This is a genomic window from Sphingomonas sp. UBA978 (genome assembly GCF_002292295.1).
In the GTDB taxonomy this organism is placed as follows: domain Bacteria; phylum Pseudomonadota; class Alphaproteobacteria; order Sphingomonadales; family Sphingomonadaceae; genus Sphingomonas.
The window spans coordinates 1-24,566 of record NZ_DBBS01000003.1; the positions used below are offsets into that span (position 1 = coordinate 1).

27 protein-coding genes are annotated in these 24,566 nt (G+C 65.3%); 5 read left to right on the forward strand and 22 right to left on the reverse strand.

Annotated features, from left to right (window positions below; genetic code table 11):
- From B2515_RS00615 to B2515_RS00635, 5 genes are all read right to left on the reverse strand, one after another.
- The coding region (locus B2515_RS00615; RefSeq protein WP_293872648.1) for a hypothetical protein at positions 1–423 on the reverse strand (423 nt) is incomplete at its 3' end.
- Positions 420–980, reverse strand: coding sequence for a hypothetical protein (locus B2515_RS00620; protein ID WP_293872649.1), 561 nt, complete (start codon positions 978–980; stop codon positions 420–422). The genes B2515_RS00620 and B2515_RS00615, both read right to left, overlap by 4 nt.
- Positions 981–1,191: 211 nt before the next feature.
- On the reverse strand, positions 1,192–1,701 hold the full coding sequence (locus B2515_RS00625) for a hypothetical protein (protein WP_293872650.1): 510 nt from the start codon (positions 1,699–1,701) through the stop codon (positions 1,192–1,194).
- Positions 1,702–1,727: 26 nt separating this feature from the next.
- Positions 1,728–1,991: a hypothetical protein gene (locus tag B2515_RS00630; RefSeq protein ID WP_293872651.1), complete on the reverse strand. Its 264-nt coding sequence runs from the start codon at positions 1,989–1,991 to the stop codon at positions 1,728–1,730.
- A 1,087-nt stretch (positions 1,992–3,078) separates the two neighbouring features.
- Positions 3,079–3,654 (reverse strand): recombinase family protein, encoded by a 576-nt coding sequence (locus tag B2515_RS00635; protein WP_293872652.1) that lies wholly within the window; start codon positions 3,652–3,654, stop codon positions 3,079–3,081.
- A 367-nt stretch (positions 3,655–4,021) separates the two neighbouring features.
- On the opposite strand from B2515_RS00635, the gene B2515_RS00640 reads away from it, so the two are divergent.
- A complete protein-coding gene (locus B2515_RS00640; protein WP_293872653.1) occupies positions 4,022–4,855 on the forward strand; it encodes a hypothetical protein in 834 nt (277 codons plus the stop codon).
- A gap of 405 nt (positions 4,856–5,260) precedes the next feature.
- Here B2515_RS00640 and B2515_RS00645 read toward each other — a convergent pair whose 3' ends face one another.
- Positions 5,261–5,476 carry a cold-shock protein gene (locus tag B2515_RS00645; protein ID WP_037534615.1) on the reverse strand — a complete coding sequence of 72 codons (216 nt, stop codon included), beginning with the start codon at positions 5,474–5,476 and terminating at the stop codon, positions 5,261–5,263.
- Positions 5,477–5,775: 299 nt separating this feature from the next.
- Here B2515_RS00645 and B2515_RS00650 point away from each other — a divergent pair, with 299 nt between their 5' ends.
- Complete coding sequence (locus B2515_RS00650; protein WP_293872654.1) at positions 5,776–5,994, forward strand: hypothetical protein; 219 nt, start codon at positions 5,776–5,778, stop codon at positions 5,992–5,994.
- 71 nt (positions 5,995–6,065) lie between these two features.
- On the opposite strand, the gene B2515_RS00655 is transcribed toward B2515_RS00650, so the two are convergent.
- The 9 genes from B2515_RS00655 to miaB all read right to left on the reverse strand — a co-directional run bounded on the left by B2515_RS00655 (position 6,066) and on the right by miaB (position 15,000).
- Positions 6,066–7,391, reverse strand: a complete 1,326-nt coding sequence (locus B2515_RS00655) for a PQQ-dependent sugar dehydrogenase (protein ID WP_293872655.1) — start codon at positions 7,389–7,391, stop codon at positions 6,066–6,068.
- Positions 7,392–7,476: 85 nt separating this feature from the next.
- The gene (gene katG / locus B2515_RS00660) at positions 7,477–9,705 is read right to left on the reverse strand and encodes a catalase/peroxidase HPI (RefSeq protein ID WP_293872656.1); all 2,229 of its coding nucleotides are present in this window, start codon (positions 9,703–9,705) and stop codon (positions 7,477–7,479) included.
- A gap of 119 nt (positions 9,706–9,824) precedes the next feature.
- Positions 9,825–10,133, reverse strand: coding sequence for a hypothetical protein (locus B2515_RS00665; RefSeq protein ID WP_293872657.1), 309 nt, complete (start codon positions 10,131–10,133; stop codon positions 9,825–9,827).
- Between the two features lie 146 nt (positions 10,134–10,279).
- Positions 10,280–11,188, reverse strand: coding sequence for a hemolysin family protein (locus B2515_RS00670; RefSeq protein ID WP_293872658.1), 909 nt, complete (start codon positions 11,186–11,188; stop codon positions 10,280–10,282).
- Between the two features lie 10 nt (positions 11,189–11,198).
- Positions 11,199–11,711: an rRNA maturation RNase YbeY gene (ybeY, locus tag B2515_RS00675; protein ID WP_293872659.1), complete on the reverse strand. Its 513-nt coding sequence runs from the start codon at positions 11,709–11,711 to the stop codon at positions 11,199–11,201.
- On the reverse strand, positions 11,708–12,118 hold the full coding sequence (locus B2515_RS00680) for a type II toxin-antitoxin system VapC family toxin (RefSeq protein WP_293872660.1): 411 nt from the start codon (positions 12,116–12,118) through the stop codon (positions 11,708–11,710). The genes ybeY and B2515_RS00680 overlap by 4 nt, the downstream gene beginning before the upstream one ends.
- On the reverse strand, positions 12,115–12,405 hold the full coding sequence (locus B2515_RS00685) for a hypothetical protein (protein ID WP_293872661.1): 291 nt from the start codon (positions 12,403–12,405) through the stop codon (positions 12,115–12,117). Before B2515_RS00685 ends, B2515_RS00680 begins: the two co-directional genes overlap by 4 nt.
- Before the next feature lies 1 nt (position 12,406).
- A complete protein-coding gene (locus B2515_RS00690; RefSeq protein WP_293872662.1) occupies positions 12,407–13,405 on the reverse strand; it encodes a PhoH family protein in 999 nt (332 codons plus the stop codon).
- A gap of 266 nt (positions 13,406–13,671) precedes the next feature.
- A complete protein-coding gene (miaB, locus tag B2515_RS00695) occupies positions 13,672–15,000 on the reverse strand; it encodes a tRNA (N6-isopentenyl adenosine(37)-C2)-methylthiotransferase MiaB (protein WP_414711348.1) in 1,329 nt (442 codons plus the stop codon).
- A gap of 104 nt (positions 15,001–15,104) precedes the next feature.
- Here miaB and B2515_RS00700 point away from each other — a divergent pair, with 104 nt between their 5' ends.
- Positions 15,105–16,112 carry a hypothetical protein gene (locus B2515_RS00700; protein ID WP_293872664.1) on the forward strand — a complete coding sequence of 336 codons (1,008 nt, stop codon included), beginning with the start codon at positions 15,105–15,107 and terminating at the stop codon, positions 16,110–16,112.
- A gap of 52 nt (positions 16,113–16,164) precedes the next feature.
- A complete protein-coding gene (locus B2515_RS00705) occupies positions 16,165–16,965 on the forward strand; it encodes a MipA/OmpV family protein (protein WP_293872665.1) in 801 nt (266 codons plus the stop codon).
- Between the two features lie 10 nt (positions 16,966–16,975).
- On the opposite strand, the gene B2515_RS00710 is transcribed toward B2515_RS00705, so the two are convergent.
- The 7 genes from B2515_RS00710 to B2515_RS00740 form a co-directional block, all read right to left on the reverse strand.
- Entirely contained in the window at positions 16,976–17,695 is a 720-nt protein-coding gene (locus B2515_RS00710) for a lysophospholipid acyltransferase family protein (RefSeq protein ID WP_293872666.1), read from the reverse strand.
- 22 nt (positions 17,696–17,717) lie between these two features.
- Positions 17,718–18,140: a Fur family transcriptional regulator gene (locus B2515_RS00715; RefSeq protein WP_293872667.1), complete on the reverse strand. Its 423-nt coding sequence runs from the start codon at positions 18,138–18,140 to the stop codon at positions 17,718–17,720.
- A 58-nt stretch (positions 18,141–18,198) separates the two neighbouring features.
- Positions 18,199–18,666 (reverse strand): GNAT family N-acetyltransferase, encoded by a 468-nt coding sequence (locus B2515_RS00720; RefSeq protein ID WP_293872668.1) that lies wholly within the window; start codon positions 18,664–18,666, stop codon positions 18,199–18,201.
- Entirely contained in the window at positions 18,666–19,325 is a 660-nt protein-coding gene (gene tsaB, locus B2515_RS00725) for a tRNA (adenosine(37)-N6)-threonylcarbamoyltransferase complex dimerization subunit type 1 TsaB (protein WP_293872669.1), read from the reverse strand. Before tsaB ends, B2515_RS00720 begins: the two co-directional genes overlap by 1 nt.
- A gap of 63 nt (positions 19,326–19,388) precedes the next feature.
- Positions 19,389–19,982: a malonic semialdehyde reductase gene (locus B2515_RS00730; protein ID WP_293872670.1), complete on the reverse strand. Its 594-nt coding sequence runs from the start codon at positions 19,980–19,982 to the stop codon at positions 19,389–19,391.
- The gene (locus B2515_RS00735; protein ID WP_293872671.1) at positions 19,982–20,557 is read right to left on the reverse strand and encodes a NifU family protein; all 576 of its coding nucleotides are present in this window, start codon (positions 20,555–20,557) and stop codon (positions 19,982–19,984) included. The genes B2515_RS00730 and B2515_RS00735 overlap by 1 nt, the downstream gene beginning before the upstream one ends.
- A gap of 118 nt (positions 20,558–20,675) precedes the next feature.
- Positions 20,676–21,410, reverse strand: coding sequence for an aspartyl/asparaginyl beta-hydroxylase domain-containing protein (locus B2515_RS00740; protein WP_414711350.1), 735 nt, complete (start codon positions 21,408–21,410; stop codon positions 20,676–20,678).
- A gap of 264 nt (positions 21,411–21,674) precedes the next feature.
- Between B2515_RS00740 and B2515_RS00745 the strand changes: the two genes are divergently transcribed.
- Positions 21,675–24,536, forward strand: a complete 2,862-nt coding sequence (locus B2515_RS00745; RefSeq protein ID WP_293872673.1) for a M16 family metallopeptidase — start codon at positions 21,675–21,677, stop codon at positions 24,534–24,536.
- The last annotated feature ends 30 nt before the right edge of the window (positions 24,537–24,566 follow it).

Here is a 24,566-nt window from a genome sequence, read left to right on the forward strand (position 1 = left end):
CAGATGATTGGGTTTGGACCCTAGCGCATCCTCAATAGTCCAATTGGCTGCATCAGCCTCGGTTACTTCACCCTTGCTGATTGCCAGCGCCTTGGCATCCTCAAGGATCATAGGAGCAAGGCCATCAAGGCAACTGTCATCGCCAGTGTTATTGTACTCGGTAAGCGCCTTGTCATAAAGAGCTACCGTAGCATCATCGCTATTGTGGATCAGATCAACGGCAAGATGCAGCGTATTCCCCATAGCAGGGACACGGGCAATGAAGCCATCAATAGCATTCTTGTAGGCAATGTTGGCGGGATAGCCTTTAGCCAATTCTGCATTGGCAGCTTGCTGTACAGTACGGGGATTATGGCCGTGTACAGCGATAAGGGATAGAGCCGCCTTTACCTTGATGGCCTGACGGGGAGTTAGTGCGGTCATGTGGTTTCCTTGAAGGTATCGAGAATGTGGGGCTTTGCCGGTTTGGCGGCGGGGACCGGATCGACTTCGCCTAAAGTCGGGATAGGCGGGATGATCCCCTTACGGATCGCGGCGGCGAGGTATTGGAAGGCAAACTTGCAATCATTGGCCCCAAGGTACGGACGGCCAGCAGCTTCCCAGAGTGCATGAATGTCCCCGGCCATGCGGCGGGCTATGCCTTGGGCATCTTCTGGCAAGTCGTAGAGTGGCGGCGGGGCATTACTGGTCAGCTTAGGCCAGCCAGCCTCATGCCCTAGCGCCTGCCTTGTCAGCAGCACGGACAGGCTGGCAGCTTCATCAGGTATAAATGCGGCGGCAAGAGCGGGATTAGGCCAAGTCTTCATCAGCCATGTAGAGACAGCGATATATTCAACATGAGCTTTGACGGCATCGGCATACGGGCCTGCCCGGTTCATCAGATCACCCAGCGTTGTAGGGATCAGGCGAACCTTGGGTACATAGTCTGGACGGGATGGCTTGGGTGCCTCTCCCGTTCCCCAGTCATGCAGATCGGGCATTACTGCTTAGGCTTGCTGAGTACATTAGCTGCATCAGCGCAGGCTTGAAAGAATGCGGCGAGCTTGGCAGCGTCACTAGCAGCGGCATTGCTCTTACCGGCAACAGCATTCTCAATAGACGTAATGCTCTTAGCTGCCAAGCGGCGCAGTTTATTTCCGCCGACAACTATGCCGGCATAAGGGAGAGTAGTGACTAGCATATCAGTACCCCTTAGTTGACTGCATTGGTGAAGTACCCGCGCTGCTTACCCTGCAAATACAGAGTAAACGCCTCCCGTGGCTTACCCGGTGCCAGTGCCATAATGCAGGCAGGGATGGACTGAGGCTTCACCGTAACGAGATAGTCGAAAGCATCATCGTCAAGGGCAGAGAAGCCGTTGCATTCATGCTCTTTGGGGATGCTGGCATTAGCCGTGATATCCCATGTATCCCGCACATACTTGATGAGAAAGCCGGTAACATTCAGATTGTCACCGGCCTTCACCTCAACGCGGATATCAGAGAAGCGGGCAAGCCGTTGACTGCGGGCCTCTACCTGTTCGTCAGCGAGGGCCGTCGCAAAGCGATCCTTGGCATCCTTCAATGCCCGATCAAGCTCATTGGCCTTATCCATAGCAGGCTTGCCAAGGATATCGATATAATTGTTTACCTTGAGCAATTCAGCACTGAGCGTTTCAATCTCGATGGCAATAGCAGCAAGGGTGTCTTTATTGGTGGTCATAGCGGCTTCCTGTTTAGGATAATTGATTAGCGGCGGGGAGCAAAGGCGTTGATGCCCCGCTTCTCATCCCGGTAATTGTGGATAGTCCCGGTATCTGCATCGGCAGCAGCCATCAGCTTGGCGATAGACGGACGGCCAGCGGGCTTACGGACTGCATAATCAGGCAGCGGGATATTCAGCACATCGAGAGCTAGGCGGAAGCCGCTACGGATACGGCCATCTACCTGTTCGACATGGGCAGCAATGCGGGGATCGTTTAGGCGAGTAAGGTCAACGGTGTTATCGGACATGATTGATCCTTCAAATTGATGGAGAAACATTGTCAAATGTTTTAGAGAGATGACCCGCTTACGGACAAGCAAACGGGATCGGGTATATGGCGGATATGAAAAGGGTGGCCTGCCAGCTACCAACAAGGGCAATGCTATAGCTGTCAGGCCGTAGCAGCAGTATTCATCACGGGCGCAACTCGACGGACTTGGATTTACTACCGGGAATGATAAATACGGATGCTATAGGGAGAGGAGCGGCAAGCCATCGCCGTAACAGCTTGCCATGAACCAGAGCTATTGAAGCTCAATGGTCCTACATTCCTCAGAAAGCCTCAGGGTATGCATAGCGATTACCTAACAGGAAAAGGTAATAACTATCTGAGGCTATCTGAAGGATGCAGGGATTGTGTATGGCATCCACGGTATCGAGCCGTAGAGTACCAATGATCTATACTGATATAGTATGATCTTAGATTGAGATATATTAAGCTGTATCATCGGCCCCCCTACCCCCCAGAGCTTCCAATATGGATGCTACCCGTAATCGGGTATGAGGATAATTCGACTACATAACGTCAGGCCGAATGCCTAGGTCACAGTCAGTGGGAGCTATACAGCTTGCATGATCTTGAGTTGAGATAATACGTCGCTTGTAGAGCATCGGCCGATATCCATGCACTGTCCCTAAAGACGGCACACCCCTTCGCTTACGCTAACCATTGCTGGCTTCGGATATCTACAGTTAGGTACTGTCAGACCTGCTCCGGCTAAACGGACGCTGGCGGTAATGAATGGTTCTGTATCGAGACGGTACTGATTTAGGATCGGCGATTATCGAGGCTTAGCCTCAGGTTCGTGCCGGAATAATTCCTTATGGATACCTCGACATATAGATACGGCGAGGCTTCCTATGCCTAACGGTCCCGAAATGCCGGGAGCCGTTTGCCGCATCCGGGCCGACCGCCTCACAGCCCCGTACAGAGCCGCCACGGCATCCCGGCTAGGTCGATGCCCGAGCCTCCCATATCGACTCCTGTGGCCGTCTCTGGGCGAATACGGTGCCATCCCCGTCGCCTGTCCGATCCCAGCCCGTCGTGTACCGCAGTCACCCGGCGCAATACCGGGATACCGTCGCCTTCGAGATACCGAAATGCGCCATCGTCTGACTGATCGAAGCGCCATTCTCCCTACGCCAATCGGCAACCGCCTTGGCATCTGCCGCGAACGGACGGCCCAAGCTGGCCTTGCCCCGATGCGTCAGCCCGGTTGCCTCTATCGAAGCGCGGGCAGCTACCCGGCCACTGTCGCACCGTTCCTTGATCCGCTGGCGTTCCATGTCAGCCATCTGGGCGAGGACAGCGACGATCAACTCCCCGACGCCACGGCCAATCGGTCCCAGCCCCTTAACGTCCAGCGTAACGCCCCGGTCTAGCAGCTTCCGTACCGTGGCCTGTACGTCCAAGGCATCGCGGCCCAATCGATCAAGCGCATAGACGTAGAGGGTATCCCCCTCCCGTATGTAGTCCAGCAGCTTGGCAAAGCCGGGACGATCAGCAGCGAGGATCGCCCCGCTTACGCCTTCGTCGGTAAACTCACGGTCGAAGCTATCACCCAATGCCTTGCGCTGGGCTTCAATGCTCTGGGCTTCTGTCGATACGCGGAAGTAGGCAACGCGGCTCATGGTGCGATCCTCACAAGGTATGCTCGATATGTGAGGCAGTATCACAAACCTGTCAAGTACCTTGTGAGGCAATTGCTAGTGATCCATCTGGCATGACTCACAAGCTACAACTTGAGAGGCAGGGCCATCGCTACCGGGATCGATGGGCTGGGCAGGGTAATCGCTACTGTGACACGCTACGCCGGGAGAACGAACCGTGCGCAATAATGCAAGTCGCGCTAGGCGTGTCATAATCGTGCGAGGCTGGGCAGGGAGGGGCCACGGGGGCAAACACCGCTCAGGACAGTTTGATTACCCTCTCGCATATCTATAGCATTTTCAGGCCGTAGGCATCATCAAGCGCTGCCTCTTCATTAAAGGAATGCTCGTGCCTGACTCTTCCTTTTTAGAAACCTACCCGCTCTACAGGAAGATGAAGGTTGATGTGCCGAGCACAGTCGACAAATTGTCGAAGCCGCCGATTAGCATGTATTGTGCAAAGTGCGCGCAAATACGCACCTTCGTGATGACAAACGAGTTTTTCGATGGGTTTGGCTACAGCAACTATCCGTCCAAAGGGCAAACCGTTAAGGCGACATATCTCTGTACATACTGCCAGTCCTTCCAAATAGACTTTTTTATAAGGTTATTTGATGACAGCAAGTCGATGTGTAAGGCTGGTCAATTTCCACCGTGGACGCTTGTTGGCGACGAGAACATTAATGGGATGTTGGGTGCTCATAAAGACTACCTGAACAAGGGACTGATATGTGAAAGCCAGAGTTATGGAGTCGCTGCATTTGCCTACTATCGCCGTATCGTAGAAGAGATTATCGATGCTCTGATCGTAGATATAGGTGAGCTTATGTCTCCGGAGGAAAGCGCTAGATATAACGAGGCCTTAGAGGCGGTGAAGGCAACAAGAGTGACAGCGGAGAAGATCGATCTTGTAAAAGATATGCTGCCTGCAATTCTACGCCCTGACAACATGAATCCACTCTCTCTGCTGCACGGAGTATTAAGTGAAGGTTTGCACGCAGATAGTGATGAGAGGTGCTTGGAGCTTGCTGTAGAAGTGCGAGAGATTTTAACATTCCTTGCAGCGCAGGTTGCCGCCTCAAAAATTGCATCGCGTAACTTCAACGTGCGGATGCGGTCTTTGCTCGACAAACGAGAGAAGTCGATAACGACGCCTACGGATCAGAGGCCCCAGCTTGGCTGAGCTATGGCGAGGGGGCGTTCACCGTGTCAAAGCGCGCCCTTGCCTTGGCTAGTACAAAGGGCTAATACGAACGTCCCGACGCCGAATAAAATATCGTTGTTTTACAGGTACTTAGGCGGGTATGGACCGATCCCCCTCGGCTCCACCATTCGGTTCCGAACCCGCTGTATAAGCGGGGTTTTACGACAAAGCACTGATCCGCCCGGGCGGCTGTCACACGGGTGACGGGCGCCCGAAGCCATGTCTGGCCTTGCGTTTGCGCGAGCCTGAGCGGCAGGGCGAAGTGGAGTCGCGTCCGTCTTGTCATGACGACACAAAAAAGCCCGCGGTTTCCCGCGGGCTTCTTCATGTCCGTAAGGACGCGATCGCGAAGGAGCGGGCGGGTGCTGCGACCCGCCCGTCCGATCAGTCGACCGGCTGAAGGTTGACGGCCGAGGTCTTGCCGCGACGGTCCTGCTCCAGATCATAGCTGATGCGCTGGTTCTGGTTCAACGTCGCCATGCCGGCGCGCTCCACCGCCGTGATGTGGACGAACGCATCGGCGCCGCCCGTGTCGGGTGCGACGAAGCCATAGCCCTTGTCGGCGTTGAAGAACTTTACGGTGCCGGTGATGCTGCTCATGGCAGTATCCTTTCTACTCTGCCGCGCGGCGGTACGATTACCGATGCGCGAAATTGCGCTCGAAGCAGGGAAGGAAGGAAGAGGGAGCCGCAAAGCACCGTAGACCGTCGATGTGCGACTCTAGCAGGGTCTATATGGGGCATCGGACCGGTTTCGGCAAGGGTTTCGCTGTGCGTCGTGACCGGCAAGGGTTGCGGAGCATCGCACAAGGGGCCATTTGGGGACCATCGGGCCGCCCTATTCGAGCATGGTCCCGACTGAGAGATGATATGCGCTCCCGCTTCGAAAGGGAGACCCGCATGTCGCGCGCGATCAACGTCAACGCCAGCAAGACCGATGTCGAGGCGCTGTGCCTCAAGCACAAGGCGCCAATCAGCGCGATCGAGACGCTGGCATCGGGTGGCACGCGCGTCGTGTTCATGAACGGCGACGCCGCCGCGGCGATGAACCGCGTGTTCGGGCGCAAGGTGCTGTCGGGCACGGTCGAGCGGACGCCGCTGCGCCTGCGGACGGTCTGAGGGCGTAAGGGCGCCACCAGCCGGGAGGTGATGGCGTCCGCCCCAACCCTTCCGCTGAAACGGAGGGGCTTTTAATTTGCTGCGACGCGCCAGATCGTGTTGCCGACATCGTCGGCGACCAGCAATGCCCCGGTGCGATCCGCGGTGACGCCGACCGGCCGCCCATGCGCCTTGCCGTCCTTGTCGAGGAAGCCCGTCAGCACGTCGACGGGCTTGGCACCGTCAGCAGGGAAGCCACGCGCGGCGAACGGCACGAACACCACCTTGTAGCCCGACACCGGCTTGCGGTTCCACGAGCCGTGTTCGCCGATGAAGGCGCCCCGCGCGAACCGGTTGCCGAGCTTGACGTCGCCGGCGAAGGTGAGGCCGAGCGCGGCGACATGCGGTCCGAGCGCATAATCGGGACGCTTCGAATATTGCTGCAACTCGGGGCGCGCGGGCTCGACGCGGGTGTCGGGATAGCCGCCCCAGTAGAACCACGGCCAGCCGAACTGGTCGCCGAGCTCGACCTGCGTCAGATAGTCGGGCGCGAGGTCCGATCCGAGCATGTCGCGTTCGTTGACGACGGTCCACAGTTGCTGGTTGAACGGGCTGATCGCCATGCCCTGCGGATTGCGCAGGCCGGAGGCGTAGATGCGGAACGTCTTTTCCTGCGGATAGACCTGCAGGATGTTGGCGCGGAATTTCTCCGCCTCCAGCCCGTTTTCGGCGATGTTCGATGCCGATCCGACGCCGACGAACAGGGTGCGGCCATCGGGCGCCGCGATCAGCGTGCGCGCCCAATGGTTGCCGCCGCCGTTGAGCTTGACGACGAGTTCGGGCTTGGCGGCGATCGACGTCGCGCCTTCCACATAGGGCACGCGGACGAGCGAATCGGTGTTGGCGACGTAGAGCTGGCCATCGAGCAGCGCCATGCCGGTCGGCGAGTTCAGCCCGGTCATGAAGACGTGGCGCTGGTCGGCGACGCCGTCGCCGTTCGTATCGCGCAGCAAGGTGATGCGGTTGGCGGAGGGAACGCCGGCGCCGGCCTTGGCCATCAATTTGCCCATCACCCAGCCTTGGATGCCGCCGCCCTCGCGTGGGGGCGAATTGGTTTCGGCGACCAGCACGTCGCCGTTGGGCAGGCGATAAAGCCAGCGGGGGTGATCGAGATTTTTGGCGAAGGCTTTCACCGTCAGCCCGGCGGCGGGGACGGGGGTCTGGTCGCCCTGCCAGCCGATCACGTCCGCGACCTTGACGGTCGGCAGCGTTTGGATGCGCGGTTCGCCGATCTGCGGGCGCTTGCCGGTGATCCTGTCGAACGGCACCTGCGCCGTGTCGGGCCAGGCGAGATAGACGACGACCGCCACGGCGATAACGGCGAGGAGCGCGGCGAGGCGCAGGACGTGCTTCAGCATGGACCTACGATAGGAGGCGCGAGGAGGAAGCGGAAGGGGGGAGGCGAGATGGCTCTTCCGCGCCACCCCGCCCCCGCCGTTTACGTTACGCCGGGCTGCCGACCAGCAGGTCGTAACGATCGGCGTTCATCACCTTCACCCATGCCTTGACGAAGTGCCGGACGAACATCTCCTGCGCATCGGAGCAGGCATAGACCTCGGCGATCGCCCGCAGCTGCGAGTTGGAGCCGAACACCAGATCGGTGCGCGACGCCGTCCAGCGCTGTTCGTGCGTGTGACGATCGGTGCCGACGAACTCCTCGTCGCTTTCGTCGCTGACCTGCTTCCACGCAGTGCCCATGTCGAGCAGGTTGACGAAGAAGTCGTTGGTCAGCTGGCCCGGACGGTTCGTGAAGACGCCGTGCTGCTTCGCCTTGGCATGGTTCACCCCGAGGACGCGCAGGCCGCCGACCAGCACGGCCATGTCCGGCGCGCTGAGCCCGAGCAGCTGCGAGCGATCGACCAGCAATTCCTCGGTCGGCACGTTGAACTTGACCTGCAGGTAGTTGCGGAAGCCGTCGGCGCGCGGTTCGAGCACGTCGAAGCTTTCGGTCTCGGTCTGCGCCTCGCTGGCATCGGTGCGGCCGGGGGTGAATGGCACCTCCACCGCATGGCCTGCCGCCTTCGCCGCCGCCTCGATGCCGACCGAGCCGCCGAGCACGATCAGGTCGGCGATCGAGACCTTCCGTGCACTGTTGCCGTCGAAATCGGCCTTGATCCCCTCATAGACCGCCAGCACGCGGGCAAGCTGTTCGGGCTGGTTGACCTCCCAGTCCTTCTGCGGGGCGAAGCGGATGCGCGCGCCATTGGCGCCGCCGCGATGGTCCGACCCGCGCCACGTCGAGGCCGAGGCCCAGGCGGTGGTGACCAGCTCCTCGATCGACAGGCCGGAATCGGCGATCGCCGTCTTCAGATCGGCGATGTCGCCCGCCTCGATCTGCGGATAGTCGGCGACCGGGATCGGGTCCTGCCAGATCAGCTCTTCCTGCGGCACTTCCGGGCCGATCAGGCGGATCTTCGGACCCATGTCGCGATGCGTCAGCTTGTACCAGGCACGCGCCCAGGCATCGGCAAAATAGGCGGGATCGGCGCGGAATTTCTGGCAGATCGCATTGTACGCCGGGTCGACCTTCAGCGCCATGTCGGCGGTCGTCATCATCGTCGGGACGCGCTTGCCCGCGGTGTGGGCGGCCGGCGCGAGCGTGTCGTCCGGGCTGCCCACCGGCTGCCATTGATGCGCACCCGCGGGACTCTTCACCAGCTCATATTCATGGTCGAAGAGCATGTCGAAATAGCTCATGTCCCATGTCGTCGGCGTCGGCGTCCACGCACCCTCGATGCCGCTGGTGATCGTGTGATCGCCCATGCCGCTCTCGTGCGTGGAGGTCCAGCCGAGGCCCTGGCTGGCGATGTCCGCGCCCTCCGGCTCGACGCCGACCAGCTTGGCGTCGCCCGCGCCATGCGCCTTGCCGAACGTATGGCCGCCGGCGGTCAGCGCGACGGTTTCCTCGTCGTTCATGCCCATCCGCGCGAAGGTTTCCTTCATGTCGCGCGCCGACCCCTGCGGATGCGGGCAGCCGCCCGGACCCTCGGGGTTCACGTAGATGAGGCCGTGCTGGATCGCGGCGAGCGGGCTTTCGAGCGCGAGCCCGGCCTCCTCGTCGATGCGGGTCTGGCCGAGCCATTCCTCCTCGGTGCCCCAATAGACGTCCTTCTCGGGCTCGAACACGTCCTCGCGGCCGCCGGAGAAGCCGAACGTCGGGCCGCCCATCGATTCGATCGCGACATTGCCGGTAAGGATGAACAGGTCCGCCCAGCTCAGCTTGCGGCCGTATTTCTGCTTGATCGGCCACAGCAGGCGCCGCGCCTTGTCGAGGTTGCCGTTGTCCGGCCAGCTGTTGAGCGGCGCGAAGCGCTGCTGGCCCGCCGAAGAGCCGCCGCGACCGTCACCGGTGCGATAGGTGCCGGCGCTATGCCACGCCATGCGGATGAAGAAGGGGCCGTAATGTCCGTAATCGGCCGGCCACCACGGCTGGCTGTCTGTCATCAGCGCGGTGATGTCGGCCTTCAGCTGATCGTAGTCGAGGCTGAGGAACTCCGAACGATAGTCGAAGTCGTCGCCCATCGGATTGCCGCTGACGCCCTTCTGGTGAAGGATGTCGATCGATAAGGATTCGGGCCACCAGTCCTTGGCGGTACGACCGAGCAGCCGGCGCTTTGCCGCGGGCTGCTTGCCGGGGTCGTTGATCGGGCTGCCTTGGGTAATCGCGTCCATGTCGCTCTCCTCGCATTGCCGCAGGGCCGGCGTTACCGGCGCGGTGTTGCAGGAAAACTACTCCAGCCGCAGTGATCGAGGAAACGCGAAATCGCGAACGTGGTGATCGGATACGACGATCAGCGCCGTTCTTGCGATCGTTTGCCGACCACCTCGCTGCGCAGGGCCGCCGCGTTGCTCTCCAGAAACGAACGCTCGGAATCGCTCAGGCCGTTTTGCGCATACATGCCCGCGCGGAGGCCGATGCCGTCGGCCTTCCTGCGCAGGTCCCTGGCCTCGCGTCTGGAGAGCTGGCCGGCCTTGCGACCGTCTCGCACGTCGTCCCGGATCCTGCCGACCTGACGTTCGACGGACGGTCCGGCGGGCGCGCTGCTGATCGTGGTCCACGCCTGCGCCAGGACAGGGGCGGGAAGGGCGATCAGCAGCAACGCGACCGATCCTGCCATCCCATTCCCGGCGGGAGAGCGGCGAAAGGGCGACGCGGGCGACGGGGTAAGGGCGGGGCGGAACGTCGGCATCGGGCATCTCCCTTTTTGCGAGGATCATGCGGCACGTCGATGAACCGACGCTGACCTCAGGCGTCCTCGACCTCGCGCGCGACCGGCGGATGCAGGCGCAAACGATGGATGCGCCGCTCGTCCGAATCGAGCACCTCGAGCTTCCAGCCGCTGGGATGGTCGACGCATTCGCCGCGCGCCGGCACATGCCCCGCGAGCACCGCGGCGAGGCCGCCGAGCGTGTCGACGTCATGCTCCGTCTCGCCCAGCTGCGGATCGATCAGTTCGGCGGCATCCTCCAGCTCGGCGCGGGCGTCCGCCTCCCATGCGCCGCCGTCGATCGGTACGAGCAGCGCCTCGGGCGCCTCGTCATGCTCGTCCTCGATCTCGCCGACGATCTCCTCGATCAGGTCCTCGATCGTGACGAGGCCTTCGGTGCCGGAATATTCGTCGAGCACCACCGCGAGGTGGACGTGGCTTGCGCGCATGTCGGCGAGCAGGTCGAGCGCGCCGCGGCTCATCGGCACGTACAGCGGATCGCGGATCAGCCCCGACAAATCGGCGGGATGCTCCGCCCCCGTCGCCAGAATGTTGAACACGTCCTTGATGTGGACCATGCCGATGATCGTATCGAGCGCACCGCGATAGACGGGCAGGCGGCTGTGGCCGGCCTCCGCGAAGATCTGGACGAGATGAGCGAAGGTGGTGCCTTCCTCGATCGCGATGATGTCGGCGCGCGGTACGCCGACGTCGCCCGCGTCGCGCTCGCCGAAGTGCAGCAGGTTGCGCACCATCTGCCGTTCGAGCGGGGTCAGGTCGCCCTTGGCATCGGGCGCGGGATCGTCCTCATGCCGGTCGATCGCTTCCTCCAGCTGGTCGCGGAGGGATTCTTCCGGCGCGCCGCCGAAGATCAGATGCTTCAGCCCGCGCCAGATATTGGATTCGCTGGAGTCGCCGTTGCCGGCGCTACTTCGGTCGTCTGCCATGGCGGCCGTGTCAGTCCTCTCGTACAGAATAGGGGTCCGCGATGCCGAGGCTGGCGAGCGCCTGACGCTCGATCTCCTCCATGCCTTCGGCTTCCTCGTCCCCCATGTGGTCGTAGCCTAGCAGATGCAGCGTGCCATGCACCAGCAGGTGCGTGGCATGTTCGGCGACGCTGACGCCCTTTTCCATCGCCTCGCGCGTGCAGACGCCGTGCGCCATCACGATGTCGCCGAGCAGCAGCTCGCCGTCGTCGCTGTTCTGGCTGACCGTGTCGAGCAGGTCGGCCTGCACCATCGGGAAGGAGAGGACGTTGGTCGGCTTGTCCTTCTGCCGGTATTGCGCGTTGAGCGCATGCACCTCGTCGTCGGAGGTCAGGCGGACGCTGATCTCCACGGTTGCGGCGGTGGTGAGCAATTCGCCGTGCGGAGTCCGCTCGATCGCCGCGCGCGCCGCGCGTACCGCGAGTGCGTCCCAGTCGGTATCCGCCGGCCACGGCTCTTCGCGGGTGAGTTCGATGTGGATCATGCGAGCGTAACGTCCTCAAGGTCGGTGTGAATGAAGTCGCGACCCTTGAACAGGATCACGGCTTCGTGCCGCTTCGTCGAGGCATAAGCGAAGCAGTCGCCCATGTTCAGGGCGGCCTCGTGCACCCCCTTGCCGTAACGCTGATGCGCATCCAGCGCGATATCGCCATCCCCGGCATCGATCGCGACCAACCGGATCGCCGCGTCGTGCAGGAAGTCTGCGACCAATGTGCGTGCCTCATCCAACGCGATACCGCGAACGCGTGCCACGGCTCGAACACTCTCCCAAACCGCTATGGGCGAGGTGAGTTTATGCTCCTCCCAGCTGATGCGGTCCGCGAAATGGGTCGCCTCCGGTTCCTTGGCGATCATCGCGACCATCGCCGATGCGTCGATGAAGATCGTCACAGTTCGTCGTTGAGCGAATCGTAGAACCTCTTGTCTGCCTCCAGACCGGACGGCAACGGCAGGGGATGTTCGCGCCAGAACCGTTCCAGCCATTCCGGCGCCGGCGCTGATCGCGCATGGCGCCTGGCGTAATCGGCGATCGCCAGTTCGACGATCGTCTGCATCGGAGTTCCCCGTGCATCCGCGAGCCGTGCGATCGCGAGGACAAGGTCCGTGTCCTCGATGAGGAACGGGGCGGACAAGGCCTGTTGCTCGGCACGGCTCAAGGGCGTGGGTGGTGCGTTCATGTCAACCGTTCGGCCCTTCATACGCCTCGACGATACGCCCGACAATCGGGTGGCGCACGACGTCGGCGGCAGTAAAGCGGGTCATCGAGATGCCCTCGACGCCCTCCAGCCGCACCGTCGCATCGGCGAGGCCCGATGCGCCGACACCGCCGGGCAGATCGGTCTGGTTGGGATCGCCGCAGATCACCATTCGGCTGTTCTGGCCGAAGCGGGTGAGGAACATCTTCATCTGCGCCGGCGTCGTATTCTGCGCCTCGTCGAGGATCACGAAGGCATCCGCCAGCGTACGGCCGCGCATGAAGGCGATCGGGGCGATCTCGATCTCGCCCGACGTGATGCGACGTTCGACCTGTTCGGCGGGCAGGCAATCGTGCAGCGCGTCGTAGAGCGGACGCAGATAGGGATCGACCTTGTCCTTCATGTCGCCGGGCAGGAAGCCCAGCTTCTCGCCGGCCTCGACCGCCGGGCGCGACAGGATCAGCCGCTGGACGCTGCCGGTGATGAGCTGCGACACCGCCTGCGCGACCGCGATATAGGTCTTGCCCGTCCCCGCCGGCCCCAGCGCGAAGATCATGTCGTTGGTGGCGAGCTCGCGCATGTAATGCGCCTGTGCCGGCGTCCGCGGCACGATCGTCTTCTTGCGGGTGCGGATCATCACCGACGGGATGCCGCCGCGCTCCGCGCTGACGATGCCGGCCAGCGTCGGTTCGGACGCCATCGCGATCGCGGCGTCGACCAGCCCGGTGTCGACCTCCTCCCCGCGCTGCATCCGGTGATAGAGGTCCTGCAACACGTCGCGGGCGAGAGCGACGTTCTCGGCAGTCCCTTCCAGCCCGACGCGATTGCCGCGTGCGGTGATATACACGCCCAGCCGGTTTTCGAGCGCCACCAGATTCTGGTCATACTGGCCGAAGAGCGTGGCGAGCAATTGCGGCTTGTCGAACAACACCTCTGCCCGGCTGCGTTCACCGGAGCGGGCGGGGACGGGCTTGCGACTCATGCGGTCCTTTCATGCCGTGATGGCATGCAGCGAATGTGGGATGCGGACCGGCGAAAGGGAAGCTGGAAAACCGGACTTTCATGCAAAGGCGGGGAGGGGGCAGGCGACGGGAGATGACGCGGAAACGCAAGGACGCGAAGGCGTCGGCTCCGGCGCGAAGCGCCTTCGTCTCGACGACCGACAGGAGTGCTCAAGACCGCCGTGCGCGCGCTCTTCTCCGCGTCTCCGCGTCTCCGCGTGAATCATACCTCCCGCAAATGGCGCGATCAGGCCGCGACGGGCACCCGTCCGGCGCCCGCCATCGATACCGGGCCCGCCGACAGCAGGTCGACCGATACCATGTCGCCAATCGCGGCATCGGTCATCAGATGCACCGATTGCAGCCACGGCGACTTGCCCAGCATCTGTCCGGGCAGCTTGCCGCGCCGCTCGATCAGCACGTCGCAGGTCCGCCCGACACTCGCTTGGTTGAACGCCTGCTGGTCGCGGCCGAGCGCGGCCTGCAGGCGCTGGAGCCGTTCGTCCATCACGGCGGCCGGCACTGCGCCGGCCATGTCGGCGGCGGGCGTGCCGGGGCGGGGGCTGTATTTGAACGAATAGGCCTGCGCATAGCCGACCGCGTCGACGAGGCCGAGCGTCTCGGCGAACTCCGCCTCGGTTTCGCCGGGGAAGCCGACGATGAAGTCGCCCGACAGCGCGATATCCGGCCGCACCGCGCGGACGCGGTCGAGCAACCGCAGATAGCTGTCGCGGTCGTGGCTGCGGTTCATCGCCCGCAGCACGCGGTCGCTGCCCGCCTGCACCGGCAGGTGGAGGAAGGGCATCAGGCTCTCGACGTCGCCGTGCGCATCGATCAGCCCCTGCGCCATGTCGTTGGGATGGCTGGTGGTGTAGCGGATGCGCGAGAGCCCCGGAATGCGATCGAGCACCCGGATCAGGTCGTGCAGCCCCTTGCCATCGTCGTCCCACGCGTTGACGTTCTGGCCGAGCAGCGTGATCTCGCGCGCGCCGGCGTCGACCAGCGCCTTCGCCTCGTCGACGATCGCCGCGAACGGACGGCTGACCTCCGCTCCGCGCGTATAGGGCACGACGCAATAGGTGCAGAACTTATCGCACCCTTCCTGAACCGTCAGGAAGGCAGACGGACCGACGCGGCGGCGTGCAGGCAGCGCGCCAAACTTCGACAGCAAAGGCATGTCGGTGTCGAGGCTCGGCGTGCCGGCGGTGGCGCTGGCGACCAGCGCGGGGAGGTTGTGATACGCCTGCGGCCCGACGACGACGTCGACCTTGGCACGGCGGACGATCTCCTCGCCCTCCGCCTGCGCGACGCAGCCGGCGACCGCGATCATCGGCGCGCTCCGCGCGTTGAGGCGCGCGTTCTTGCGCAGCCGGCCGATGTCCGAATAGACTTTTTCGGTCGCGCGATCGCGGATGTGGCAGGTGTTGAGCACGACGAGGTCCGCCGCATCGGGATCGGCGGTCGCCGTCATCCCGTCCGCGGCCATCAGTTCGGCCATGCGCTCGCCATCGTAGACGTTCATCTGGCAGCCGAAGGATTTGACGTGGAAGGTCTTGGGCTTTTCCGGGGCGGTCATGGCGGCGCGCATACAGGATGCGGCGCGGTGTCGCCAGCCCGGGGCTGGCCCGGCCCGGCGTTCCATGGAATGTTGCCCCGACGGAGAGCGTGAGAGGCGGGCGGATGATACGGGCGATCGTCACCGGGGGAGCGGCTGCTGTCGCGGCGATGCTGGTGATGTCGGCGGCACCGACGATCGGGCAGGACATCATCGTCAACGCCGGGACGCCGCGGATGCTCGCCGGTCTGTGGACCTTCCACGCCGGTGCCGCGAGCCGCGACGCGGTGCCGGGGGTCGTCGGGCCTCGGGGGCGGGGGCCGCAGGACTGGAGTCTGTGCATCCGCGACGGCGATACGCCCGCGATCCTCGAACAGCTGATCGGCGCCCGTGCGGTGTTCGACGAGGGCGTGCTGTGTTCGCCGATGGGGCTGACGATCACGCGCAACCGGGTGAACGGCAGTCGACGCTGCCCGCTGCCGCCGATCGAAACCCGCGACGCCGGCTATATTGTCGGCGTGATCGCCGAGACGCGGATGCGGGCGAGGATCGCGGAAAGCAACCTGACCGCCGACTATCAGGAACAGATCGGCTTGCCGGGCGCCGATGCCCCCAAAATGCGCTGGCGGGTGTCGGCGCGGCTAATCGGCCCATGCGAGGCGCCGGCGGTACGGCAGGTCGCCACGCCGGCTCCTGCTTCCGCGCAGACCGGCCCGGCGGCGCAGCTGGTGCGGTCCGCGGCGGCGGAGGAGCCCGAGTACGAGGCCGGTCCGCTGCCGGGCGCGCCCGATCATCCCGCGGAGGCGGACGGCGAAACCGCCGCGCCGCCGCCGCGCTCCTCCGCCACGCATAGCGCACCGCCGCAGGCCGAGGATATCGTCGTGGTCGCGCGCAAGCTGCGTCGCGTCCGGCTGCATTATGCCAGCCGGGGCAGGGCGTTCCGCTGGTGCCATGCCGACATCTCGAGCGGCGATCCGCGGCTGGACCGGATCGGCTGCGCGATGGTGCGGGCCTGCGTGCGCGAGGGCAACGATACGACCGTCGATGTGCTCGGCTGCGTCAACCGGCGGATCGACACCCTCGACCCGGTGACCGGGCCGCTGCCCAAGCCGATCGCCCGCCAGACGCGCTGACCGCGCGCGGTTGCGACTCGCCAAATCGCGGGAAAGCTGTACCGTCCGTGCCATGAAGAGCATTCGCCCGACCGTCCTTGCCCTGCTGGTCGCGACCGGCACTGGCGTGGTTCCCGCCCAGGCGCAGGAGGCCGCACCCGAGGCGCCGCGTCGCACCCGCATCGGCCTGGGGCCGCAACTGGTGCCGAGCTATCCCGGATCGGATTCGGTCAGCCTGCGCCCGTTCGTCGATGTCTCGCGCACCCGCGGCGACACGCCGTTCGCGTTCGAGGCACCCGACGAGAGCGCGGGCTTCCCGGTCGTCCGGGACAACCAGTTCCAGTTCGGGCCGACGATCGGCTTCGAGGGGCGTCGCCGCAGCCGCGACGTCGGCGGCGTGCTGCCGTCGGTCGGCTTCACCGTCGAACTGGGCGGCTTCGCGCAATATGCGCTGACCGACGCGCTGCGCGTGCGGGTGGAGGCGCGGCAGGGCGTCGGAGGGCACAAGGGGCTGATCGGCATGGTCGGCGCGGACTATGTCGCGCGCGATGCCGACCGCTGGCTGTTCTCGATCGGGCCGCGGCTGACGCTGTCGGGCGGGTGCTACAATCGTGCCTATTTCGGTGTCGCGCCCGCCGATGCGGTGCGCGCGGGCCTGCCCGCTTTCAAGGCGGATGGCGGGCTGCAGGCGGTCGGTGCGACCGCGGGCGCGCTGCGCCAGCTGACCAGCCATTGGGGCGTGTCGGGCTATGCCAAATACGACCGGCTGGTGAGCGATCCAGGCCGCTCGCCGGTGGTCCGCGCCTTCGGATCGCGCAACCAGCTGTCGGGCGGGCTGGCGCTGTCCTATACGTTCGGCGCCGGCGTACACTGAGCCGCGCGGTTCAGGCCGCGGCCTCGATCGCGGCCCGGGCCTGCGCTGCGATCGCCTTGCGATTGCCGACCGCGGCGGGATCGAACGGGTCGAGCAGGTGCAGCGTCACCGCGAACGTGCCCTTGCGGCGCAGCACCCGCAACGCATGGCTCTGCCCGGGTTCGTCGCCGACCCAGGCGAGTTCGTCGGTCGCCGCGCCATAGTCGACGCGGACCGGCTGGACCCGGACGCCGGGTGGTGGCGGATCGAGCGCGGCGAGCAACGCCGCCTTGAACGGCAGCAGGCTGCGGCCGTCGCCGGTCGTGCCCTCGGGAAAGATCATGACGCTCCATCCCTCGCCGATCGCATCGCGCAGGCGCGCGATCTGCGTCGTCACCTGCAAACGGTCCTCGCGGCTGACGAACAGGGTCCGGTTGAGCGTGCAGAGCCAGCCGACCAGCGGCACGCCACGCAATTCGCCCTTGGCGACGAAGGCGCTGCCGGTCGCGCCGGCGATGGCGAGGATGTCGATCCAGCTGAGATGGTTGGCGAGGAAGACGACGTCGCGGCGCAGCGGCGTGCCGATCACCCGTACCCGCGCCCCGACGATACGCGCGACGAGGCCGAGGAACAGCCGCGGCCATGGCGAGGGCAGTCGCAGCAGCCGCCACAGGCCATGGATGACGAGCGCGGAGACCAGCGCCACGACCAGCGCTGCCAGCCGCAGCCCGAGGCGCAGGTTGGCGATCACGCCGGCCGCGCCGCGGACGGGATCACGCCTTGCGGTCGAGGCTGACCCCGTACAATTCCATGCGATGGTCGACGAGGCGGAAGCCGAGCTTCTCCGCGATCGCTTTTTGCAATTGCTCGAGTTCGGGGTCGACGAACTCGATGACGCGGCCCGTCTCGACGTCGATCAGGTGATCGTGATGCGCCTCGGGTGAGGGTTCGTAGCGCGCGCGCCCGTCGCCGAAATCGTGGCGGTCGAGGATGCCCGCCTCCTCGAACAGCCGCACGGTGCGATAGACGGTCGCGATCGAGATGCCCGGATCGATCGCCGAGGCGCGCTCATAGACCTTCTCGACGTCCGGATGGTCTTCGGCTTCGGACAGGACGCGCGCGATGACGCGGCGCTGTTCGGTGATGCGGAGGCCCTTCTGGTTGCAGAGGGCTTCGAGGTCGATCTTGCGAGGCATGCGCGCAATGTAGTGCAGCTGCCTTGTTGCGAAAAGCGAAACCGACTCGCAACAACCGCTAAACGGCGCGACGGTAGGTATGCGCGTCGAACACCTGCCCGGTCTTGCCGCGATAATAGCCGCGTCGCTCGCCGACCTTGGCGAAACCCTGCGCCGCGTACAGCTTCACCGCCTCGTTGCCGGCACGCACCTCGAGGTGGAGGTCGGCGATGCCGCCCGCCTGCGCCTCGGCGATGACGGCGCGCAGCAGCGCGGTGGCGATGCCGCGGCGCCGGCAGGCGGGATCGACCGCAAGCAGGAGCAGTTCCGCCTCGTCGGCGACGCTGCGTACCATCGCGAACCCGGCGGGCCGGTCGTCGACGAACGCCAGCGTCAGGCGGACGCCGGGCATGGCGAGCACGCCCAGACACTGGTTGCGCGTCCATGCCTCACCGTAGCGCGGGTCGAATGCGGCGGCCATCAGCGTGTCGACCAGCGCGACGTCGCGCGCGTCGCCGGTCCGCAGCAGGGTCTGGCGGGTCGCCATCAGGCTGCGACCCCGGCCGGGGGCGATTTCCCGCCGGGCAGCTTGGCATCCGGCGCACGGCCGTAGAGCGGGCGTGGCGCCAGTGTCGCGAGCGCGACCGGCAGCAGCAGCGCGTCGGCGGCACTGGGCAGGGCGGGCGTGCCGTCGAGATCGGGCGCGATCTGTTGCAGCCAGCGGACGCCGTTGCCGACCGGATGGCGGCCGGCGAGCGCCGCGATCGCGGCATCGGGCTTGCGCGAGGCGAGCGCATCGAGGGGCAAGGGGCCGGGAGCGAAGGCTTGCATGAACACCTCACCATGACCGCCTTCCAACATCACCGCAATCTCGCCCGTCTGTCCGGCGGCGAAGGCGGCGGCGGCGATCAGCGACAGGCTCGAATAGCCCTGCACGTCGGCGTCCCAGCCGAGCGCGAGGCCGCGCGCGGCGGCGATGCCGACGCGCAGGCCGGTGAAGCTGCCCGGGCCGACGTCGACCAGGATATGCGCGGCGCGGCCACCGCCGGGCAGGTCGGCGATCATCGGCAGCAATTGTTCGGCATGGCCGCGGCCGACCTCGCGATGCGCGGCGGCGATGATCGCGCCCCGCTCGATCAGCGCGACCGAACAGGCGGCGGTCGCGGTGTCGACGACGAGCGTGCGGGGGGAGGGGGTATCGGTCATGGCGAGGCGTTCCGCCCGCTTTGCGACAGGCGCGTGGCCGACACAAGCGGGCGGGGGGCCGATTCAGGCGATCGAATTGAACCGTTCGAATGCCGGGCGGGGCAGGCGGTCGAAGATCGTCGCCGGGTCGCCATAGCCCAGGGTCGAGATGAAATTGGTGCGCAGGTTCGGCTGATCGGCGAAGAACGCCTTGTCCACCGCGTCATTGTCGAACCCCGACATCGGCCCGGTATCGAGCCCCAGCGCGCGCGCGGCGATGATGAAATAGGCGCCCTGCAACGTCGAATTGCGGAACGCCGACACCTCGCGCTTGGCGGCGTCGCCGCTGAACCACGACCGGGCATCGGTGTGCGGGAACAGCTCGGGCAGGTTCTCGTGGAATTCGAGGTCCATCGCGATGACGACGCTGACCGGGGCCTTCAGGATCTTCGGCTGGTTCTGCGCCGAGGTGCAGGCCGCGAGCTTCGCCTTCGCCGCGTCGCTGACGCACCAGACGAGGCGCGCGGGCAGCTGGTTGGCGGAGGTCGGCCCCCATTTCATCAGCTCCCAGATCGCGTGGAGCTGATCCTCACCGACCGGCCGGTCGGTATAGCCGTTGTAGCTGCGCGCCTGACGGAAGATCGCGTCGAGCGCGGCGTCGGACAGGACCTGCCCCATCAGACTGCCCTCACTTCCGTCACCTCGGGCACGTAATACTTCAACAGCTGCTCGATCCCGTTCTTCAACGTCGCACTGGACGACGGGCAGCCGGCGCAGGCGCCCTGCATCGCGAGGAACACCTTGCCCTTGTCGAAGCCGCGATAGACGATGTCGCCGCCGTCGTTCGCCACCGCCGGGCGGATGCGCGTCTCGATCAGCTCGCGAATCTGCGCGACGATCTCGGCATCGGCGGGATCGTCGGTCGCGATCGGTTCGTCGGCGCCCGGCACGCTGAAGCCGGCGCTGCCCTGCCGGAACAGCGGCATGTTGGCGGCGAAATGGTCGAGCAGCAAGGCGAGCACGTCGGGCTTCAGCCCGTGCCATTCGACGCCCGGCGCGGCGGTGACCGAGACGAAGTCGCGGCCGAAGAACACGCCGGTGACGTCGCCGAGCGCGAACAGCATCTCGGCGAGCGGGCTCGCCTCCGCTTCCTCGGGCGTCGCGAAGTCGCGCGTGCCGGCATCCATGACGATACGGCCCGGCAGGAACTTGAGCGTCGCCGGATTGGGGGTGGTTTCGGTTTCGATCAACATGGCTGCCATGTGGACCGTGCGGGGCGGGGTATCAAGCGCGACGAGGGAAAGGGATTGTTTCCCCGCCCGTGTCTTTGCTCGTCTCACGTCCCTCCCTGACCGGAAGGGGAACGATAGTTTACGCCTCGAGCGCCTTCACAGCGGCATTCCAGCTGGCGATGTTCTGCCGCGCCTCCTGCACGAAGGCCGAGCGGCGGACGAAGCCGAGGAACAGGTCGGCGAACCATTTGCCCGGATTGCGCAACGGCCGTTCGAACTGGACGAGGAGGACGACGCGGGTGCCGGCGGTGTCGTTCCACACCTCATGGTCGTAGGTATCGTCGAACACCAGCGTCTCGCCCTCCGCCCAGCGGACGACGCGGTCGGCGACGCGCATGCGGACGTCGCCGTCGCGCGGCACGATCAGGCCGAGGTGGCAGGTGATGAGCCCCTTGGTCACGCCGCGATGCGCTGGGATGTGCGTGCCGGGCGCGAGGATCGAGAAGAAGGCGCTGTTGAGCCCCGGGATGCGCTCGACCAGTGCCTGCGTCCGCGGGCAGCGCGCCAGATTCTCGTCGATCGGATAGCCATAGCCCCACAGGAAGAACGACCGCCACTTGCCGATCCGCGCGATCGCGCGGTGATCGGGTGAGATCGTGGCGAGGCTGGGCGCCGCGCCGGTCTGGCTGACCGCGATCGCCTCGTCGCGGATCGCCTGCCAGTGATCGCGGAGCATGGCGGTCCAGGCGAAGTCGCGCACGTCGAGCACCGGATCGGTCGACACCAGCGACGATGTCGCGATCAGCCGGTCGAACACACCGCGCAGATGCTTGCCGACGCGGATGATGAGCGGCCGGCCCGGTTCCGCCTGCATCGCCGCATCGGGTTCGGATGCGCCGTGAACGAGCGCCAGCCCGGGCGCCGTCGGCGCCTCGCCCGATTGCCGCCACATTGCCGGCTGCGTCTGCTGTCTGGCCACCGTCATCGTCCGCACCATCATCGAATCACACCGGTTTCGTCCGGCCGACCGCCTTCCTGCACTGCGGCTAGGACCGGGCTGGGGCGAAATGATGACCGAAACGAGGGCGATACGGTCATCGCTGGCGGCGACGGGCGGCAGCCGCTACACGTGAACGCTATGGCGTTCTTCCCCCGCGCGTTCGCGCCCGTTCTCGTCCTCGCTCTCGCATCGACGGTCACCGCACAGACCAAGGCGCCTGCGCCGGTCGCCGCCCCCGCCATGAAGGTCGATCCGACCGCCTGGCTCTACAAGGGCAGCGACCTGCCGCACGATCCGGCCTGGGTGTTCGGCACCCTGCCCAACGGGCTGCGCTATGCCGTCCGCAAGAACGGTGTCCCGCCGGGGCAGGTGTCGATTCGCGTCCGCATCGACGCGGGGTCGCTGAACGAGAAGGACAGCGAGCGCGGCTATGCGCATTTCATCGAGCATCTGTCGTTCCGCGGCTCGAAATACGTGCCGGACGGCGAGGCGAAGCGGGTGTGGCAGCGGTTCGGCGCGACCTTCGGATCGGACAGCAACGCCTCGACGACGCCGACGCAGACGCTCTACAAGCTCGACCTGCCCTCCGCGACCGACCAGACGGTCGACGAAAGCCTCAAGATCCTGTCGGGCATGATGGCCGCGCCGGCGCTGACCGACGCCGCGGTGTCGAGCGAACGCCCGATCGTGCTCGCCGAACGCCGCGAGCAGCCGGGGCCGCAGGTCAAGCTGCAGGATGCGATGAACGGCCTGTTCTTCGCCGGCCAGCCGCTCGCCAAGCGCTCGCCGATCGGCACGGTCGAGACGCTGGAGGCGGCGAACGGCGCCAGCGTGAAGGCGTTCCACGATCGCTGGTATCGCCCGGAGAATGCGGTCGTCATCATCTCGGGCGACATGGATGCGGCGCTGCTCGGCCAGCTCGTTACCCGCCATTTCGCTGACTGGAAGGGCAATGGCACGGCCAGCCCCGCGCCCGATTTCGGCAAGCCCGATCCCGGTCAGCCGACGTCCGCCACGCTGGTCGAACCCGGCCTGCCGCCGCTTGTCATGATGGGCGTGCTGCGGCCGTGGCAGTACAATGACGATACCAGGATCTTCAACCAGAAGCGGATGGTCGACACGATCGCGGCGAAGGTCATCAGCCGCCGCCTCGAACGCCGCGCGCGTGCCGGGGCGAGCTTCGTCCAGGCCGGCGTCGACCTCGACGATCGGTCGCGCTCGGCCAACATGACGACGGTGCTGATCCTGCCGGTCGGCGACCAGTGGGAACAGGCGCTGAAAGACGTGCGCGCGGTGATCGCCGACGCACAGAATTCGGCCCCGACGCAGGCGGAGATCGACCGCGAATATGCCGATTACGAGGTCGCGATCCGCAACGGCGTGGAGACCGCGCGGGTCGAGGCGAGCGCCAAGCAGGCCGACGACATGGCCGGCGCACTCGACATCCGCGAGACGGTGACCGCGCCGGAAAATTCCTATGCGATCCTGACCGAGGCGAAGCAGAAGGGGATGTTCAATCCCGCGGCGGTCTTCGCCTCGTCCAAGAAACTGTTCGATGGTGTCGCTACCCGCGCGCTGGTCAACACCCGCACCGTCGAAAAGGGGACGGCGGAGAAGCTCGCCGCGGCGCTGAAGGCGGACGTGTCGGCGCTGACCATCAAGCGCGCCAATCAGGCCGCAGTCGATTTCAGCAAGCTGCCTGCGCTCGGCACCCCCGGCACGGTGGCGACGCGGACGCCGATCGACGGCCTGCCGGCGGAAAAGGTGGTGTTCTCCAACGGCGTGCGCATGCTGCTGTTCGCCAATCCCGACGATACCAACCGCGTGTTCGTGCGGGTGCGCTTCGGCAACGGCTATAACGCGTTGCCGGCGAACCGGCCGAGCCCGGCCTGGGCGGGCGATCTGGCGCTGATGGAAAGCGGGATCGGCAATCTGGGGCAGGACGACCTCGACCAGCTGACCGCGGGACGCCAGCTCGGCCTCGATTTCGGCATCGACGAGGACACCTTCTCGATCGCGGCGCTGAGCAATCCCAAGGATTATGCCGACGAGCTGACGCTGATCGCCGCGAAGCTCGCGCATCCGCGCTGGGATGCGGCGCCGGTCGCGCGCGCCAAGTCGGCGGCGCTGACCGCGATCCCGGGCTATGATTCCTCGGCGGACGGCGTGCTGTCGCGCGATCTCGAGGGACTGCTCCATGCCGGCGACCCGCGCTGGGCGACGCCCGATGCCAAGGCGGTCGACGCGCTGACGCCCAAGAGCTTCCAGGCCTTCTGGGCGCCGCTGCTCGCCAGCGGACCGATCGAGGTCGACGTGTTCGGCGACGTCAAGGCGGACGAGGCGATCGCCGCGGTGGCGAAGAGTCTCGGCGCGATTTCGGCACGCGCCGCGCCGACCGCGGCGCCGCCGCCGGTCCGCTTCCCCGCGCACACTGCGACGCCGGTGCTGCGCTATCACAACGGCCCGGACAATCAGGCGAGTGCCGTCATCGCCTGGCCGACCGGCGCCGGCCTGACCGACATCGCCGAGGCGCGCCGCCTCGACGTGCTGGCGCAGGTGTTCAGCGACCGCCTGTTCGAACGGATGCGACAGGCGGCGGGGGCCAGCTACAGCCCCGGCGTCGCGAGCAGCTGGCCCAAGGGCCTGCCCGGCGGCGGCCGCCTGATGGCGGTCAGCCAGGTCGCGCCCGCCAACGTCGATCTCTTCTTCCGCCTCTCGCGTGAGATCGCGGCGGACCTCGCGAAAAATCCGGTCAGCGACGACGAGCTCGCGCGGGTGAAGGGGCCGTTGCAGCAGGTCTATGCCCGCGCCTCGACCAGCAGCCTGTTCTGGCTGCGCGAGCTGTCGGGTGGCGCCTATGACGACCGTCGCCTCGACGCGACGCGGCGCCTGGGTCGCGATTTCGGCGATGTGACGCCCGCAGTGCTGCAGGCGACGGCGGCGAAATATCTGGTGCCGGCGAAGGACTGGACGCTGGCGGTGCTGCCGAAGAAGAAGTGAAGCGGACGGACCCGTCGATCGGGCTGGCAG